12 protein-coding genes and 1 pseudogene are annotated in these 18,329 nt (G+C 36.0%); 5 read left to right on the top strand and 8 right to left on the bottom strand.

Annotated elements, in window-relative coordinates; genetic code table 11:
* Positions 1 to 75: 75 nt before the first annotated feature.
* The 4 genes and pseudogenes from ABY905_RS05775 to ABY905_RS05790 all read left to right on the top strand — a co-directional run.
* Positions 76 to 258 (top strand): annotated as a pseudogene (locus tag ABY905_RS05775) (S49 family peptidase); the annotation flags it as partial.
* 150 nt (positions 259 to 408) lie between these two features.
* The gene (locus ABY905_RS05780; RefSeq protein WP_372641497.1) at positions 409 to 1,284 is read left to right on the top strand and encodes a nodulation protein NfeD; all 876 of its coding nucleotides are present in this window, start codon (positions 409 to 411) and stop codon (positions 1,282 to 1,284) included.
* A gap of 87 nt (positions 1,285 to 1,371) precedes the next feature.
* The gene (locus ABY905_RS05785) at positions 1,372 to 2,082 is read left to right on the top strand and encodes an MgtC/SapB family protein (RefSeq protein ID WP_372641475.1); all 711 of its coding nucleotides are present in this window, start codon (positions 1,372 to 1,374) and stop codon (positions 2,080 to 2,082) included.
* A gap of 165 nt (positions 2,083 to 2,247) precedes the next feature.
* Positions 2,248 to 3,120 carry a class I SAM-dependent methyltransferase gene (locus ABY905_RS05790; protein ID WP_372641477.1) on the top strand — a complete coding sequence of 291 codons (873 nt, stop codon included), beginning with the start codon at positions 2,248 to 2,250 and terminating at the stop codon, positions 3,118 to 3,120.
* Here ABY905_RS05790 and ABY905_RS05795 read toward each other — a convergent pair.
* The 5 genes from ABY905_RS05795 to ABY905_RS05815 all read right to left on the bottom strand — a co-directional run bounded on the left by ABY905_RS05795 (position 3,112) and on the right by ABY905_RS05815 (position 12,257).
* Positions 3,112 to 3,906: an NAD(P)H-binding protein gene (locus ABY905_RS05795; protein WP_372641479.1), complete on the bottom strand. Its 795-nt coding sequence runs from the start codon at positions 3,904 to 3,906 to the stop codon at positions 3,112 to 3,114. The two genes, ABY905_RS05790 and ABY905_RS05795, sit on opposite strands and share 9 nt — an antisense overlap.
* 203 nt (positions 3,907 to 4,109) lie before the next feature.
* A complete protein-coding gene (locus tag ABY905_RS05800) occupies positions 4,110 to 6,662 on the bottom strand; it encodes a bifunctional aconitate hydratase 2/2-methylisocitrate dehydratase (protein WP_372641481.1) in 2,553 nt (850 codons plus the stop codon).
* A 313-nt stretch (positions 6,663 to 6,975) separates the two neighbouring features.
* Entirely contained in the window at positions 6,976 to 8,337 is a 1,362-nt protein-coding gene (locus tag ABY905_RS05805; RefSeq protein ID WP_372641483.1) for a sodium-dependent transporter, read from the bottom strand.
* Between the two features lie 163 nt (positions 8,338 to 8,500).
* On the bottom strand, positions 8,501 to 9,577 hold the full coding sequence (gene fbaA / locus ABY905_RS05810) for a class II fructose-bisphosphate aldolase (RefSeq protein ID WP_372641485.1): 1,077 nt from the start codon (positions 9,575 to 9,577) through the stop codon (positions 8,501 to 8,503).
* A gap of 232 nt (positions 9,578 to 9,809) precedes the next feature.
* The gene (locus tag ABY905_RS05815) at positions 9,810 to 12,257 is read right to left on the bottom strand and encodes a BamA/TamA family outer membrane protein (protein WP_372641487.1); all 2,448 of its coding nucleotides are present in this window, start codon (positions 12,255 to 12,257) and stop codon (positions 9,810 to 9,812) included.
* Positions 12,258 to 12,303: 46 nt separating this feature from the next.
* Here ABY905_RS05815 and ABY905_RS05820 point away from each other — a divergent pair, with 46 nt between their 5' ends.
* Entirely contained in the window at positions 12,304 to 13,071 is a 768-nt protein-coding gene (locus ABY905_RS05820) for a TrmH family RNA methyltransferase (RefSeq protein WP_372641489.1), read from the top strand.
* A 75-nt stretch (positions 13,072 to 13,146) separates the two neighbouring features.
* On the opposite strand, the gene ABY905_RS05825 is transcribed toward ABY905_RS05820, so the two are convergent.
* From ABY905_RS05825 to ABY905_RS05835, 3 genes are all read right to left on the bottom strand, one after another.
* The gene (locus tag ABY905_RS05825; RefSeq protein WP_372641491.1) at positions 13,147 to 14,595 is read right to left on the bottom strand and encodes a TrkH family potassium uptake protein; all 1,449 of its coding nucleotides are present in this window, start codon (positions 14,593 to 14,595) and stop codon (positions 13,147 to 13,149) included.
* Positions 14,596 to 14,621: 26 nt separating this feature from the next.
* Positions 14,622 to 15,962 carry a Trk system potassium transporter TrkA gene (gene trkA, locus ABY905_RS05830; protein WP_372641493.1) on the bottom strand — a complete coding sequence of 447 codons (1,341 nt, stop codon included), beginning with the start codon at positions 15,960 to 15,962 and terminating at the stop codon, positions 14,622 to 14,624.
* A 216-nt stretch (positions 15,963 to 16,178) separates the two neighbouring features.
* Positions 16,179 to 18,233 (bottom strand): ComEC/Rec2 family competence protein, encoded by a 2,055-nt coding sequence (locus tag ABY905_RS05835; protein ID WP_372641495.1) that lies wholly within the window; start codon positions 18,231 to 18,233, stop codon positions 16,179 to 16,181.
* Positions 18,234 to 18,329 lie beyond the last annotated feature (96 nt).

Below are 18,329 nucleotides of genomic sequence, written 5' to 3' on the forward strand. Positions count from 1 at the left end.
CCTCCAATTTGGCGACAAACCAAGGATGCTTTTTCGGAGGCTAAGGAATGGAATGCTGAAATATTCCTGATTCATATGAATACATATGGCGGTATGGTGGTTCATGCAGATTCCATCCGAACAGCAATATTAAACTCTGAAATACCAGTTTATGTCTATATCGATAATAATGCGGCATCGGCGGGTGCTTTAATTTCCATTGCCTGCGATGGCATTTATATGAGAACAGGTGCCAATATCGGAGCTGCTACTGTGGTCAATCAGACTGGAGAAGCGATGCCTGATAAGTATCAATCCTATATGCGATCGACTATGCGAGCCACAGCCGAATCACATGGAAAAGATACCCTGATACAGAATGGTGATACAATCATTAAGTGGAAACGTGACCCACTTATTGCAGAAGCCATGGTGGATCCCAGAACCTATATCGAAAATGTAATCGATACGGGTAAAGTTCTGACATTCACACCTAATGAAGCCATTAAAAATGGTTATTGCGAAGGCATTGCCAATTCTGTTGAAGAAGTGTTAGAACAATTAAAAGTCGAAGAATATGTGATTAAGAAATACGAACCTTCAGGAATAGAAAAGATTGTCGATTTCATGTTGAATCCTATGCTTCAGGGCTTGTTTATCATGCTTATAGTGGGTGGTATTTATTTCGAATTGCAATCACCGGGAGTTGGATTTCCTTTGCTTGCAGCTATTATTGGAGCATTTCTGTACTTCTCTCCCTTGTATCTTGAAGGTCTGGCTGCCAATTGGGAAATTATTCTTTTCGTTATAGGTGTTGCTCTGCTTGGGGTTGAAATATTTGTTATCCCAGGATTTGGAGTTGCTGGTGTTTCAGGTATTGTTTTCATCATCTCGGGTCTTAGCTTAAGTTTGATTGATAATGTGAACTTTAATTTTGAACCTCGTCATATAAAAGCCCTTTTAGGAGCCATTCTTATGGTCACTTTTTCCATGCTAGCTTCTATTATCATCTCCATTAACCTTAGTAAAAGACTTTTTGCAGGAAGTGGTTTTCTTGGCAGATTGGCTCTTCAGACTGAAGGCAAAACTGAAGAAGGCTTTATTGGTGTTGATATGAGTCCAAAAAAACTTGTGGGGCAAAAAGGTTTTTGTGGAACAGATCTTCGTCCTTCGGGCAAGGTCATTATTAATGATGAAATTTATGATGCAAAATCAGAAGATGGATTTATAAACAAAGGAACTGAAGTGCTTGTTCTTCGATACGAAACAGGACAAGTCTATGTGATGAAAGCTGACAATGAGTAGATAAGTTCATATCAATATTTGATGTTTCATATTGATACTTGACACTTTAGCTTTAATCCCTATCTTTGTGCATCAAATAAAGAGACTATGCCTTTTATCCAACAAATAATAAACGAACAAAGCATTACTACAGAAACAGTCGCATTTAGGATGCTACTGAGCCTATTTGTGGGAGCCATTGTAGGTATTGAGCGTGAATATCACAAACAGCCTGCTGGATTGCGCACGCACATTCTAATAAGTATGGGGTCAACACTCATTATGCTCTTGTCGATTTATATTCCTCAAACATATAGCCAATATCATACTGCAGACCCTGCACGAATGGCAGCTCAAGTGGTTTCAGGAATTGGCTTTCTTGGTGCAGGGGCTATCATGAAGTATGGGTTAAATGTAAAGGGGCTTACCACTGCTGCATCCATTTGGATGATTGCGGGCTTGGGGTTAGCTGTTGGAGCTGGCATGTATTTAGCCGCTGGAATTGGAACAGTCATGCTCGTATTTGCACTTCTATTTCTTGATATTTTTGAGAAGTGGATTTTCCCTGCCAAATTCATAAAAAGACTTCATATTTACTCTAAAATAAACTCTGATTTACGAACAGAGCATATATCCCCTATTCTAAAGAAACATAAAATACATATCCGCACTGTCGATTTGGAAGAAGCTTTCGACGAAAAAAGAACAAGTCTTTATTATTCCATCCAGATTAATGAAAAAGTTGACATTAATGAACTTTCAAAAGAGATTGGAGCCATTGAAGGCGTACAACGCGTTAAATTGCAACAAATTGTTTAATTCGATAACCAGAACAAGTTGAACCAATTTGAAGCTGCCTTTTTTAAACAAAACATGAAATAAAAATAAGCATAACATTTAAGATTAAAATTCAGACTTGAAACAAGTACAAATATCAGCCCTTGGAAACTGGTCAATAATGACTCTCACTTCTACATAAACTATATGAACTTAATAAATAATGGGAAACTTGATTTTTCCCAGTTGGAAAGCATTATCAAAAAACCAAAGCTTTTCACTAAGGATAAAGTTAACTTCTGGCAAGATCCATACATCTCCGAGCATATACTTTACGCTCATTTAGATGATGAAAGTGATGAAGGTTCAAGAAAATACGAAACTGTAATCAAATCAGTCTTATGGCTTGCGGAATATATGAATATGCCCCGAGGCTCTCGCTTGCTTGATTTGGGTTGTGGCCCGGGCTTATACAGCGAGCATTTCCACGGTCAGGGCTTTAAGGTCACCGGTATTGATTTTTCACAAAGCTCAATCGACTATGCTAAGGAAGAAGCTAAAGCTTCGCAATACGATATTGAATACATTTGCCAAAATTATTTGGAGATAGATTACACCAACGAGTTTGATGTGATTACACTTATTTATGGTGATTTATGTGTATTATCTCATCAGGAAAGAGATCTTCTTTTAAAGAAGGTGTACAAAGCTCTTAAATCTGGAGGTTACTTAATATTCGATTTGTTTACCAAGCAATACTTTAAAAAAGGACATGAAAACCAAAGCTGGTATTTAAGTCAGGAAGAAGGTTTTTGGAAAGAGGCAGAACACTTGCTCCTTCACGAGCATTTCAAATATAAAAAAGATAAAGTGCGCCTTGAAAAATACACCCTTATCATGAATGATGGACAGATGCATAGTTACCACATATGGAAACACTATTTCTCTCTTAAACGTGCTCAAGAGATGCTTAAGCAGCACCAATTCGAACTTAAAGAATTTTGGAGTGACCTTTGTGGAAAGCCCTACGAAATTGAGAGTCCTTGGATTGGCATGATTGCTCAGAAACCTCTAAAATAGGTTTAAAGCATCCATTAAATCTGGATGAATAAATTCATAATTCAGGCTTCTTTTAAGTTTCTCATTTGAGATCAGCTTAATTGGAGCCTTTGTTTTTTCATCTTCCTCAAAACTTGGTAGAGGAACTCCTATAATTTCAGCGGCCTTGGTATAAAACTCCTTTTTAGAAGGATGGGTATCGGCTGTACAATTGAAACATTCCTCCCACACATCCTGCTTTATGATTTCATTGATGATTTGAATGCAATCGTCACGATGAATCAGATTAACAGGAGCATCTGCATTTTTCACTTTTTTACCAGACAGAAAATTTCCTGGTTTTCGATTTCCACCAAATAATCCTGAGAATCTTAAAATTGTAGTTTGATAATTGAGATTATCTTTCATCAATTTCTCTATTGCGACCCAAGGTGATTCGCTCAAATCAGAATTCTCATCAACCGGTTTTTCCGAATTCATATAGACACCTGTCGAGCTAATCAATATCAGCTTCTTAACTGGTGATTGTTCCAACACAGGTAGAAATTGCCTATAGAGTTCAAGATCTTTTATCGTCAGATTTAAAACCAGAATATCAGAATTGAGGAAGCTTTTCATAGCATCATTCAAATCTTCGAATCTTAACTGATAAGCATCAATTCCTTTCTCTGACAAGCGCTTTATTTTATCCGGACTCGTAGTAGCCCCCCTTACTATAAAACCCTTTTCCAACAAATTAATAGCTAAGGACTCTCCCAACCAACCGCAGGATAGGATACTTACAGATGTGTTCTTAGATTGATGCATATGTCTATTTTTCTAGTTGAAGATCAAATCTAAAGAAAGATTTAAACTAATTAAGAATTTTCCTTTAAATTTTCTTGAAACAAAAAAGCCGAAGAATAAATCTTCGGCTTTGGGTTGAAGCTTTAAGGTTGTCCAATCTTAAAGCTCAAAAGTGATCCGATCAATTCACTGCATTTGAGATGATTGATCGGATCAATAAAGAATTACAGGTCGCGACGCTGGTATAGAGAATCTTCCATATCCATTTCGTCGAACTGCATATATTTATAGATTTCATCTTGGTGAGCCAAAATCTTATCATTGTAGATTTCCATATACTCAGCAGGCGTTGGTAGCTTACCTAAAACAGCAACCATAGCACCTAGTTCGGCAGAACCTAACCATACTTGAGCACCTGTACCCATACGGTTGTTAAAGTTACGAGTAGAAGTAGAATATACGTTAACCTTATCTGGTACACGCAATTGATTACCCATACATAAAGAACATCCAGGCGTTTCGATACGAACACCCAACTGAGAGAATGTAGCAAAAGTTGCTTCTTCTTTCAATACAGCAGCATCCATACGTGTAGGAGGAGCCATATAAGTTCTTACTTTATCGCTAGGAGTTAATCCACTCCAAACTTTTTCACAAGCACGGAAATGACCAATATTAGTCATACAAGAACCGATGAATACATCCTGAATTTCAGTATTCTGAACATCAGAAAGCAATTTCACATCATCTGGATCGTTAGGACAACAAAGGATAGGCTCAGTAATTTCAGAAAGATCAATTTCGATTACCTCAGCATATTCAGCATTCTCGTCTCTTGAAAGCAACACTGGGTTAGCCAACCACTCGTTACAAGCATCAATACGGTTCTGAATTGTTTGAGCATCATCGTAACCCATCTTGATCATCGACTCCATTAAAGCCACATTAGACTTCACATACTCGATCACACGCTCTTCTGATAACTTAATACAACCAGCAGCAGCAGAACGCTCAGCAGTCGCATCAGTTAATTCGAAGGCTTGCTCAACTGTAATATCCTCAAGACCTTCCATCTCGATGATCTTACCGTTGAATATATTGATTTTGTTTTTCTTAGGAACAGTTAAATGACCGTTCTGAATTGCAAAATATGGGATAGCATTTACAACATCACGTAGAGTGATACCCGTATTCAATTTTCCTTTAAATTTGATAAGAACAGATTCTGGCATATCCAAAGGCATAAAACCTAAAGCACCAGCAAAAGCTACTAAACCTGAACCAGCAGGGAAAGAAATACCTAATGGGAAACGGGTATGCGAATCGCCACCAGTACCCACAGTATCAGGAACCAACAAACGGTTCAACCATGAGTGAATAACACCATCACCTTGTCTCAAAGGCACACCTTTACGGTCAGACATGAATTTAGGCATACTTTTATGCATTTTCACATCAGTTGCTTTAGGATAAGCCGCTGTATGACAGAACGACTGCATAAACATAGGCGCTTCAAACTTCAAACAAGCCAACTCTTTAATCTCATCGCGGGTCATAGGACCAGTCGTATCCTGAGATCCAACAGTAGTCATTTTAGGCGCACATGATGATCCTGGCAATACACCTTCTACTCCACAAGCTTTACCTACAATTTTCTGAGCCATAGTATAACCTTGGTTAGCCTTAGGCTTAGGGTTATTAGCAACAGTAAAAATATCGGCAGCAGGTAAACCCAAAGCAGTACGTGATTTTTCGGTAAGCGCTTTTCCAATAATCAAAGGAATACGACCACCAGCACGGTACTCGTCAGACATAGTATCTGGCGCTAATGTATAAGTACAAATCACTTCACCATTACGAGTAATTTCACCTTTTACATTGTTGATGATAATTTCATCGCCAGTGTTCAACTGAGATACATCGGTAGTAATTGGAAGTCCACCAGAATCCTGACAAGTATTGTAGAAAATTGGAGCAATAGCACCACCAATAACTACACCAGCAGTACGTTTATTAGGAACGCAAGGGATATCCTCACCAATATGCCACAACAAAGAGTTAGCAGCAGATTTACGTGACGAACCAGTACCAACAACATCACCAACGAAGGCAACCTTGTGACCATCTTTACGATACTGAGCAATAGTTTCGATACCATCTTCGAAACGACCAGCTCCCATTGCCAAAGCGTGCAATGGAATATCAGGACGCGTAAACGCCTGTGAAGCAGGAGAGAAATCATCTGTATTGATTTCGCCTTCTACCTTATAAACTTTTAATTTTATTTCTTCAGCTAATTCTTCACGTTTGGTGAACCACTCAGCATTAGCCCAAGACTCAAGTACAGATTTAGCAGCAGTGTTGTTTTTTGCTAGATCTAAAATTGTATCGTAAGCATCGTAAACCAAAACAATGCCTTTAAGCGCTTCGGCAGCCTCATCAGCTAAAGCTTCATCTTTTAAAGCCTCAACTAACACAGTTACGTTGTATCCGCCCATCATGGTACCCAAAATCTCGATAGCATCGGATTTAGAGATCAATGGAGAACTCAACTCACTTCTTAAAAGCTGGCCTAAAAACTCAGCTTTTACTTCTGTTGACTCATCAACTCCAGGAGCGATTCTTTCTTTGAATAGATGCAAAATAAAATCCTCTTTTCCAGCAGGAGGATTTACTAATAATTTGCAAAGTTCGGCAGTCTGTTCTGCGTTTAATGGCAAAGCCGGGATACCTTTGGTAGCGCGGGCTGCTTCGTGTTTTAAATATGCGTCAATCATTGTTGTTTGATACGGTTATGTTAGTTTAGTAACCTTCGTATTTCGAATGAAGAATTATTCCTTTATTCACAACAAACATAGAGTTTTTATAATTACTGAGTTCAGAAAAAATATGTGTTTTACATCATATTTTAAGACTTGAATAATGGGTGTAAACCCTACCCTAAGTCAAAGGAAATGCTATATTTACGCCATCAAAAAAAAATATTTTGTCAATAATAAATTGAATAAAAAAGTGCAATAATAAACAATACATGCAAGAGTAAGGTAATTATTAGGCTCTCCCAGTAGTATAAATAGGATCTAAATTAATTTAGAAAACACCTAGCCCATTTAAAAAGACCATGGCAATTGCACCAGGAGCGATAAATTTGAGTACAAAAATAAAAGCAGTAATCAATCCTCGGGAAAGTTTTGATCCTTTTGCCAACTCTTCCTCTATCCTTTTACGTCCCCAATACCAACCAATAAATAATGAAATAAAGAGGCCACCCAAAGGCAAGAGCATATTAGCAGATATCCAATCGAGTAAATCAAAGAAATTTAATCCGAATAAAGTTTGCTCTTTAAACAAACCCATCGATAGAGAACAAAAGATTCCAACAATAGAAATCATTACGGTTGCCAAAATTGTAGCCAGATTTCTTTTTATCTTTAATTCTTCTCTAAAATAAGCCACAACAACCTCGAGAATAGAAATCGATGAAGTAAGTGCAGCCACTGTTAATAAAAGGAAGAATAACATTGAAAAGAAGAAACCGCCAGGCATTTGCTGAAACACATTGGGCAGGGTTATAAAAACAAGCCCAGGTCCACTACTGGGTTCGATACCAAAAGCAAATACCGCAGGGAAAATTGCTATACCTGCAAGAATCGCAATTAGAGTATCGGCTACAGTTACCTGTAAGGCTACTTTGGGTAAATTCATATTATTGTCGATATAAGAGCCGTATGTAATTAGAGTTCCCATACCCAAACTGAGTGAAAAAAATGCATGCCCCAGTGCACTCAATATGCCTTCGCCTGTTAGTTTCGAAAAATCAGGATAAAATAGAAAGCGCAAGCCTTCTGCTGCCCCTTCAAGTGTTATGGCTCTTATATCAAGAACAATTATAATCAAAATCAAAATTGGCATCAGAATTTTTGCATATTTCTCAATGCCATCTTTCACTCCAATTATAACAATAGCCATCGTCATCAGCATAAATAAGAGCTGATAAAAAATTGGCAAGCCTGGTGTCTCAATAAAATGAGTAAACATTGACCCCAGTTCATCAGGACTTTTAGAAGCAAAACTATCAGTCAAAGATTTTATGATATAATCAATACTCCAGCCAGCAACTACTCCATAAAATGAAAGAATCATAACAGCAGCTGCAACACCTAAAAGCCCAACATATTTCCATGGAGAATTGGGTGCTAAGTATTTGAATGCGCCGAATACATTACGCCTGGATTTACGACCTATCATAAATTCGGAGAGCATAATTGGCAAACCAATAAGAGCAATAAAACCAAGATATACAAAAAGAAACGCTGCTCCACCGTACACGCCTGTGATATAAGGAAACTTCCAGATATTACCCAGACCAACTGCAGAACCAGCAGCAGCGGCTATGACGCCCATTTTACTCGAAAATATATCTCTAATTTGTGGTGATTTATCTGAATTCATATAGGATTGGGGCTTTTAGCAATTTAGGATTAGCTGATTAGAATAATCAGTCTATAAAGAAACCAAATTCTCAAAATCTGACAAGTTATTTGAATAGGATTATTATTAGGGCACAAAAAAACCCGGAGTATATCCGGGTTTTAATATATATAGTTTAGTAATTTTAGTTACGCCCAACTGCATTTAGGTCATTACATGCAACAACTAAACGGTCTTTCATTGAAATTTCACCTTCACGTAACCATTTACGTGGGTCATAATATTTCTTGTTTGGTTTCTCTTCACCATCAGGGTTACCAATTTGTCCTTGTAGGTAATCACGGTTAGCAGCCTCATATTTACGAACGCCATCCCAACATGCCCACTGTGTATCAGTATCGATATTCATTTTAACAACACCATATGAAATTGCTTCACGAATTTCTTCTAGAGATGAACCTGATCCACCGTGGAATACAAAATCAACTGTGTTTTCAGCAACGCCATATTTCTCTGAAATAAATGACTGTGAGTTTAAAAGAATCTTTGGAGTCAAAACAACATTACCTGGCTTGTATACACCATGAACATTACCGAATGAAGCAGCAATTGTGAAACGTGGAGACACTTTTAATAAAGTTTCATAAGCTAAAGCAACATCAGCAGGTTGAGTATACAATAATGAGTTATCCATCTCTGTATTATCAACACCATCTTCTTCACCACCAGTACAACCCAATTCAATCTCAATAGTCATTCCGATTTTGTCCATACGCTCTAAATATTTAGCACAAGTACCAATATTTTCATCTAAAGGTTCTTCAGATAAATCCAACATATGAGAACTAAACAAAGGCTTACCTGTTTGAGCAAAAAATTCTTCACCGGCGTCCAAAAGACCGTCAATCCAAGGCAATAGTTTTTTAGCAGCGTGGTCAGTGTGCAAGATAACTGGAATACCGTAATGCTCAGCTACAGCATGAACATACTTAGCACCTGCAACAGCACCAATAATTGCAGCATCATGTCCGTTTGCTCCAATACCTTTTCCTGCAAAAAATGAAGCACCACCATTAGAGAACTGAATAATAATAGGAGAGTTAGCTTCGCGTCCTGCTTCAAGAGCTGCGTTGATCGAATTTGTATTTACTACATTTACAGCAGGAATGGCAAATCCTTCTTGTTTTGCAACCTGAAATAATTTTTGTACATCGTCACCCGTGATTACACCCGGCTTAACTACTTCTAATACTTTTTTCATCTGTGATAATTTTTTGATAAGATTTACTCAATAAACATTGAATAGAATTTACTCAAATTTCTGTATCGAAACAAGACTATATTCTTTTAATCTAATTTTATTAAATGGTTCGGATTTTCAGAAAACTTAGTAATATCAACTAGAGATTTACTCAATTTAAGTACGAAGTTAAAAAGAAATTATAGAATTTACATCCTTTTTTTACGAAGAAAATTCCGCAAACGAATGCAATTTAAAATGGATAGCCAATACCGATATTATAGGTTAGCTGAGAGAATTTAAATGATCGATTGCCAATAATCCAGCGTTTATCCCCAGCCAATGATGGATCTCTTAATTTGAGTCCCAAATCCAGTCTGAAAAGAATAAAATTCAGATCAACACGAGCTCCTATTCCAGTTCCAATTGCAACCTCTTTATAGAAGTTTTTCATATCGAACTGGGCTCCTGGACGATCATCTTTAGACGAAATAGCCCAAATATTTCCAGCATCTAAGAACATAGCTCCTTCAAATTTCCAAATCAACTTAAAGCGGTATTCCAAATTACCTTCCAGTTTAAAATCGGCAGTATTATTAGGATAAACTGCTTCATCATTAGAATAAGAACCTGGGCCAAGAGATCGAACCTGCCAAGCACGAATACCATTGGCTCCTCCAGAGAAATAACTTTTCTCAAAAGGCAATACTTTAAGATTTCCATAGGCATATCCCAAGCCCATAAATATACGTCCAACAAACGTATTTGCCTCATTCAGATGCCAGTTATATCGATAGTCAATATCTGCTTTTACATATTGTGCATATCGAATTCCCAAAAGATCATAATAAGTTCCTTCCAACTCGCCATTATCATTGTAATCCATATTCTTCTTTGAACCGATAAGTTGATCAAAGGTGTTCAGCGAATTCCCCGCTGTTTCAAAACTTAATCGTAAATAATTATAATTACTAGGCTTATTCAGATTTTGGTTATTATATACCAATGAATACCGAGTTGTAGATATAACGTGATCAGCAAAAGAATTGGCGATGTAAAGATTATTAATATCATCAATAAAATCTTGACTCAAATTCTTAACCTCAACAAAACTCAATTCAACCAAATTAAGTGTATGAGTAAGATATTTTGATGATCTCCAATTGTATCCAAAACTTGCATCAGCCTGTGTTCTTGTATAATCTGGACGTTTTTGATAACTATAAGCTAAAGATAATCTTGATTTTGGATTATATTTTTTTCTAAAACGATTGGCAGTAAGAAAAGGTAACAAAAACTTGGGTGTATTTAAGCTTATTTCACCACCATACTCTTTTGAAAAGAAATTATTATTATCGTTTGACTTTACCGTCTCTGTAGCACTCGAAAAACGGACATCCAGAATTTCGGCACCGCGCAATAAGTTTTTATGTTGGTAATTAACCTTCCCTGCAAAACCCATATTACCTGAAGAGTTGGTTCCTTCAAGTTCAACCGTATAAGCTTGTTTTTTATGAGGTGATAGTTGAATAAAACAGTTCAAACTACCTTCAAGTTCATTTTCTGCTTCAGTATCAACTTCAAATCGGATATTTACAAACTTGTATTGATTTAGGGCCTGCAATCTTCTATAGGAGTACTCAATCTCTGATAAATTATAAAGGCTGCCTGGTTGAAACCCCAATGAGTTTATAATAACATTAGGTTTGATATTCAGTTTCTTTGTATAGATAAATTGGCAATTACCCAGGTTCAATGTATCAAGCTTACTTAAATATATTGAGTCGTTCAATAACATAGGCTTAGGATCGTAATCCGAATTAACGATTATAGATCTAATACGGTACTTGCGATCAACATTGGAAGACTGAGGTTTCTTAATACCAACAAAAATATCCATTTGATGATTATTAGCTACACTATCTAGCATAAAATGAATGTACTCCTTTGAAAAGTTGAAATAACCTTTATTCTTCATCAACTTTGAAATACGATCACGTTCTTTTCCCAAAATATCAGAATCAACATTCTGCCCAGATTTAATTTTACTATTTAAAGAATCTGCTACCAAATACTGTCTAATCAATGAACTATCATTTATCTCTTTAATATCCTGATAAGGAGAAATAAAATTACGAGGTAGATCTGCCTTTTTATTATAAATATTTCGAAATCGATAAGGTTCTCCTGCTGTAATTTTGAATTTTAGTTTGGCCTTTTTTCTTCGAAAAACTACGGTATCTTCAATAGTTGCATTATAGTAGCCCTTTTTCCTCAGATAAATACCTAGTTGAACTTTTGATCTCTGAGTTTGATAGTCTTCATAAATAACGGGTTCCTCTCCAATTCGACTTAACCACTTATTAATACCTTTCTTTTTATTTTTACCAGAAAGATTATATAAACCCAAATGAAATTTCCAAAAACCAAGAATCTTAATGTTTGGTTGTTGTTTAATATTTTGATTAAGTTCGCTTGATGAAATATTCTTATCATCAACTTTAACATTCACTTTACTTAAAAGATATTCATTATCCCCCACATACTTAGTGGTAGAGCAAGACACAGCTCCCATAAGTGAAAATATGGCAAAGATTAAGGATAGAAAAAAATAACTATTTTTGTATTTCTGATTAGGTTTCAAGTAGAGTATTGTATTAGTAGTTACGAATTTCACAAAGATACTTATCTTCAAGAACATTTTAGCCTGATTAGTATTTCAAAGATAAAAATTCAATTCAATTATTGTGCTTTCAAAAAATCAGATCAAACTCATTAGTAGTTTACAGAAAAAGAAATTTAGAGATCAACATCAACTTTTTGTTGCTGAGGGATACAAATTAATCACGGATTTATTAGAATCTAAACTTGAAACCAAGTATATCATTCACACTAAACAAGCGATTATAAGCGATCTCCCAGAGTACAATAAGAAAACTGAACTTATTGAATGTGATGCTTCAGATCTTAAAAAGATCAGCAGTCTAAAAACACCTTCAGATATTATCGGGGTTTTTAAAATTCCGAATTCAGATTTTGATAGAAAAAATATCAATCAATCCTTATCTATCTTACTTGATGATGTTCAAGACCCCGGTAATTTAGGAACGATTGTTCGAATCGCTGATTGGTTTGGTATCCAGCATATTTTCTGTTCCAAAAACACAGTCGATTTATATAACCCCAAAGTCATTCAAGCGACTATGGGAGCATTAGCTCGTGTGAAAGTCATCTACACGGATTTACAACTACTTGTTGATGAATTCGCATCTTCAGATTTCCCTGTATATGGAACTTTTCTTGAAGGAGAAACAATATATAAAAGTGAACTAAGTACAAAAGGTTTTATTATTATGGGTAACGAGGGCAAAGGTATCTCACCAGCATTGAAACCACTTGTGAGTAAAAAACTATTTATTCCAAATTTCCCCAGCGATCAAGCCACATCAGAGTCATTAAACGTTTCAGTAGCCTGTTCTATTGTTTGCTCAGAATTTCGAAGACGTCAACTCTAAGAATAATATCATCTTCATAAACAAAAAATGCAGCCTTTAGAGCTGCATTTTTTATATTCTTATATTTGAGATTGCCTACTCTTTCCAAAAAGAAGGCGAGAATAATACCAAAACAGTAAAGAGTTCTAATCGTCCCAATAGCATTAGGAAAGAAAGAAACCATTTCGCAAAATCTGGCAATTTTGAGAAATTTTCCATCGGCCCAATCTCGCTAAATCCAGGGCCAATATTACCTAATGTGGTAGCCACAGCACTTAAGGCTGAGAAAATATCTGCACTCCAAAAAGACATCACCACAGTTGAAAACATGAAGATGATGATATAGAAAACAAAAAAGGCAAGGATATTTGTTACAGTGCGTTCATTAACAACTCGCTGATTATATCGTGTTGGAATAACAGCATTGGGATGAATTAACCGCTTTAATTCATAAAAGCTATTTTTGAATAAAAGTAATATCCTCACAACTTTCACACCTCCACCAGTAGAACCAGCAGAACCACCAACAAACATCAATACAAAAATTAGCATACCTAAAAAGGGCATCCATAACAAATAGTCAGCCGTTGCATAACCCGTTGTTGTTATAATAGATACAACTGTAAATAGAGCATCACGGAATGCTTGTTCATACCCCATATTTGATGTTACAATGATTCCCGTCGTGATTATTGCTGTGAATAACAATATCACATAAGAATAGAAACGAAATTCTTCATCCTTTAATACCTTACGAAATCGACCAGTTACTACTGCATAAGACAGAGTGAAGTTGGTTCCAGCTATAAACATAAAAGCGATAATAACATACTGAAGATAAGCTGAGTCGAAATAGCCAACACTGGCTTGCTTGGTCGAGTATCCTCCCGTTGCCATAGTGGTTAAGGAATGATTAATGGCATCGAAAAAAGACATGCCTCCAAACATTAATAAGATACATTCAATTGCCGTAAAAGAAGCATACAGTCCCCACAAGTTACGAGCGGTCTCCTTTATCCTAGGGGTTAATTTATCAGGTGTAGGTCCAGGAACTTCCGCAATAAAAAGCTCACGACCACCAATACCAAGAGTTGGCAGAATAGCTAAGAACATCACAATAATTCCCATTCCACCAATCCACTGAGTTAGTGATCGCCAAAACAAAATGCCATGTGGCAATTCCTCAATATTATTCAATATTGATGAACCTGTGGTCGTAAAACCAGACATGGTTTCGAAAAAGGCATCAGTAACCGAAAGAATTGATCCGCTAAACAAATAGGGTAAACATCCAAAAATTGAAAATACAACCCATACAAGACTAACAATGATGTAACCTTCACGCTTACCCATTTCTTTTTTAACGCCTTTCGAAGACAAATAACTCAATCCTCCCACTGCAAAAGTGATCAGACCAGAATAAAGAAAAGCTATTGTATCGGATTCTTGATAGATAAGAGAAACCAATAAAGAAAGAAACAGAAAGACACTTTCTCCAACCAATAGTTTTCCAAGGATGTTGAATATTATTTTTTTTCTAATCACAGTTCAAACTTAAATTCAATATCAAACTATTTAAAAATCTTTTCAACTTTCTTGATTGCTGAAGGCAAGGTAAAGACAACAACTTGATCACCTTCCTGAATCTGAGTATCACCCATAGCAATAATACCCTGATCACCTCTAATGATACCTCCAATGTTGGCATCCTCAGGAAAATCAATATCTTTCAACTTACCCATTGTAATTTTGGAATTTGGTTGTACTACAAGTTCAATAACCTCGGCATCTGAAACGGTTAGCCACTTACAGTGCTGAACATTAGCATCCATGGTGAATCGATAAATATAACTCGCAGCTAGAAGCTTTTTATTAATCATGGCACCCACACCAATGCTATCAGCCAAATCAATATAATCTATATTTTCAACTTCCGCAATGGTACGCTTCACGCCCATCTTACTTGCCAACAAGCAAGCCAGAATATTAGTCTCCGAATTTCCAGTTACGGCAACAAAGGCATCCATTTTCTGAATTCCTTCTTCTCGCAACAAATCCATATCACGGCCATCACCATTAATAACCAAGGTGTTTTCAAGAGCATCGGCAAGTTTGACACTTTTATTTTTATCAATCTCAAGCAACTTAAGATCCAAGATGTTCTCCAATTCACTGGCGGTTTTCTGCCCGATACGGCTACCACCAAGAATCATGGCTTTTTTAATTTTGTATTTCTGTTTCCCGGCAAGTTCCATCACTCTATCGATACTCTCAGCTTTACTGATTACAAAAACCAAATCGCCTCTCGTAAATCGATTATGACCTCGTGGAATAATGGTCAGCCCATCACGCTTAATTGCCACAGCTCTATAATCATTATCACCTGTCATCATAGCAACCTCAGCTAAGGTTTTATCCATAATCACAGACTTACTGCTTATTTTAATACCATACAGCAATAATTTACCACCTGAAAATTCGTACATCTGACGCGTTCCAGAACGGGATAGGTAGTTGATGACTTCTTTTGCAGCCAATCGTTCAGGATAAACGAATTCATCTATTCCTAAACTCTTTAGGAATTCCTTATTTTCTGGGATTAAGTATTCTTGATTATCAATACGTGCAATAGTACGTTTTGCTCCAAGTTTCTTAGCAAGTAGACTCGAAATGATATTGGTCTCTTCAGATTGTGTTACAGCTATAAACAGATCTGCCTTCTTAACGTTGGCTTCTTTTAGATCTTTGATAGAGGAACTTGACCCTACAATGGTTAAGAGATCCAAATGAGAATCAATTAGTTTCAGTTTTTCTTCATCGCTATCAATCAAAACAATTTCATGATCCTGATGACTAAGCATTTTTGCCAGGTGAGTTCCTACTGCGCCTGCTCCAGCAATTACAATCTTCATAACGGTATTTAATTTGAACTTCTGTGATCAAAGAATCATTATTTATATGAATTGACCAAAAACGAAACGGCAAAATAAAACATTATCATCTAAATATACGGCATATATACTAAAATAATATCTCTCTAAATTATGCTTGCTATTGCAATACAGACTCACAGAATAAACCAACTGACTATTAACAACTTAAAAAAGTAACATGATACAATCAAAATATCAATCTACACTCAACGGAATACGAAACGAACCCTTTCTGCGTGTGTCCCATATTTGTGTATTGGAATCAGCAGTCAATTTCCTGAATTTCTGAGCATAATTACTCGCATCTCGAATAAGGGTTGTTCCTTTAAACTCTTGAACAAGTTTCTCAAAGCCTTTGGCATTATTTCTAAGAATTAGATAATCCACTTGTAAATTATTTATAACCACATTAAGAGCAGAACTACTCATAATGGCAATCGTTTTATCATGTAAAACACGAAGTTCATTTTCTTTTAAAACTTCATAAGAATAATTTTTCACGCCTTTTGCCATTGCATAAGGGTAAACCAAACGATTCTTCTGCTTTTCATTCAGAAGGGTATCACTCAACACCAATACAGACTGACCATCCCGAATACAAATAACAGTTTGTTTATGAACATTAAACACTAACAATTCACTCGATTGACTTTGATACAAATCAGAAATATTAATCAGCTGAAAGGCTATTAAAATTATTAAACTAACAAAGAGAGCTTTCTTTCTTTTCCCAAAAATACTGAATGTTAATCCGATAATTAAACCGTAGAGAAGTACAACCTGTAATGATGTAAATGTGATTCTTTCAACTAAAGCTCCTGGCAAAGCTTGTATCTGATAAATCAAACCATGAATAAGCTCTACAAAATGCTGTAATAAATAAGTAAACCACTTTGTAATAAAATCGATTTCTGAGAAAATAAGCAATAAAGCTGAACTATAAATCAATAAACCAGCAACAGGTATAATCACAAAATTTGATAGAAAAAAGTATGCTGGAAACTGATGGAAGTAATAGATAGCTAAAGGAAATGTTCCTATTTGTGCTGCTAAAGAGACCGTGAATAATCGCCATGACCAACGCAAAACAAAAGTATTTACGTTAATCATATTTTCAAATTTGGGCTGGAAATAAACAATACTTACAACGGCTAAATATGAAAACTGAAAACCAACATCGAACAAAACAAAAGGATTAATTAGTAGCAATAGCAGAGCTGATATTGCCAAAGAATTATAAATGGTTCCCTTCCGGTTAATCATGAGTGCAATAGCAAGAATAGAAAACATACTTGCAGCTCGCATTACCGATGGAGACAATCCTGTTAGTAAGGCATATGACCACAAACAAGCTAGAAGGAGCACGCCTCGAAAAAAACGCCCAAACTTAGAACCTGCGAGAAAACTAAGCAGAAATTGCATCACACCAAATATGATTCCAACATGCAGCCCCGAAACAGCTAGGACATGAGTTGCTCCAGCAGCTGACCAAACTGATTTAACATCTTCAGAAACTTCTTCCCGAGCACCTAGAGTGAGAGCTGCTAAAATCTCATAGGCTTCATTCTTCAAGCCTGCCTTTTTATAAATATTTAAAAGCCTCTGTCTCCATGCAACTGCAATATGCTTAAAATTGAAGCTTTTATTTTTCTCGATCAACTTCCAGGATGAACCTCTCACATAGGTCGAATATAAAATATAACGATGTTGTAAATATTTCGCGTAGTCGAATTCGTTGGGGTTACCATTATTGCTCACTTTTTCAAGCTTAGAGGACACCAAAATATCATCTCCCATTTCTAATTCTCTAGATAAGGAATCTTTAGCCAGATATAATAAAACTTGAGCATTGGCCTTTTCCCATCGGTCTTTATTATAAACCCCTTTTAGTTCTATAACACAAGCCATCGATTTTGCTTTTTCATCTGGACTTCTTTTTAAGCTTCCCTTAAAGGCTGTAATCGAATCAACAGATGGTAAAGTCATTTTTGCACCTGAATGATTGACTCTTATATAGCCAGAACTTAAACAAAAAAGAAAAATGAAGATGCCATAAATAAAGCTGTAGGAATATGTTTTTCTGAAAGAAGGAAGCGATTGAAAAATAAGAAGTGATAAAAATGAAAGGGAAATTAAGGTATACATCAGCCAATTATCCACAACAAAAAACTCCGACGAAACTATTCCTAAAGTAAAAGGTAATAGAAGTCGAATAAAAGGTACTGTGTGTAGAAATTCCCTGAAATACATATCACTAATCAATATTTTAAGAAATATTAAGTTAGTAAAGCAAGCTGAATAAATCAAAAAAAAAATCCTCAAACTCAGAAGAGTAAGAGGATTTTC

The organism is Ancylomarina sp., assembly GCF_041555295.1.
Lineage (GTDB): Bacteria > Bacteroidota > Bacteroidia > Bacteroidales > Marinifilaceae > Ancylomarina.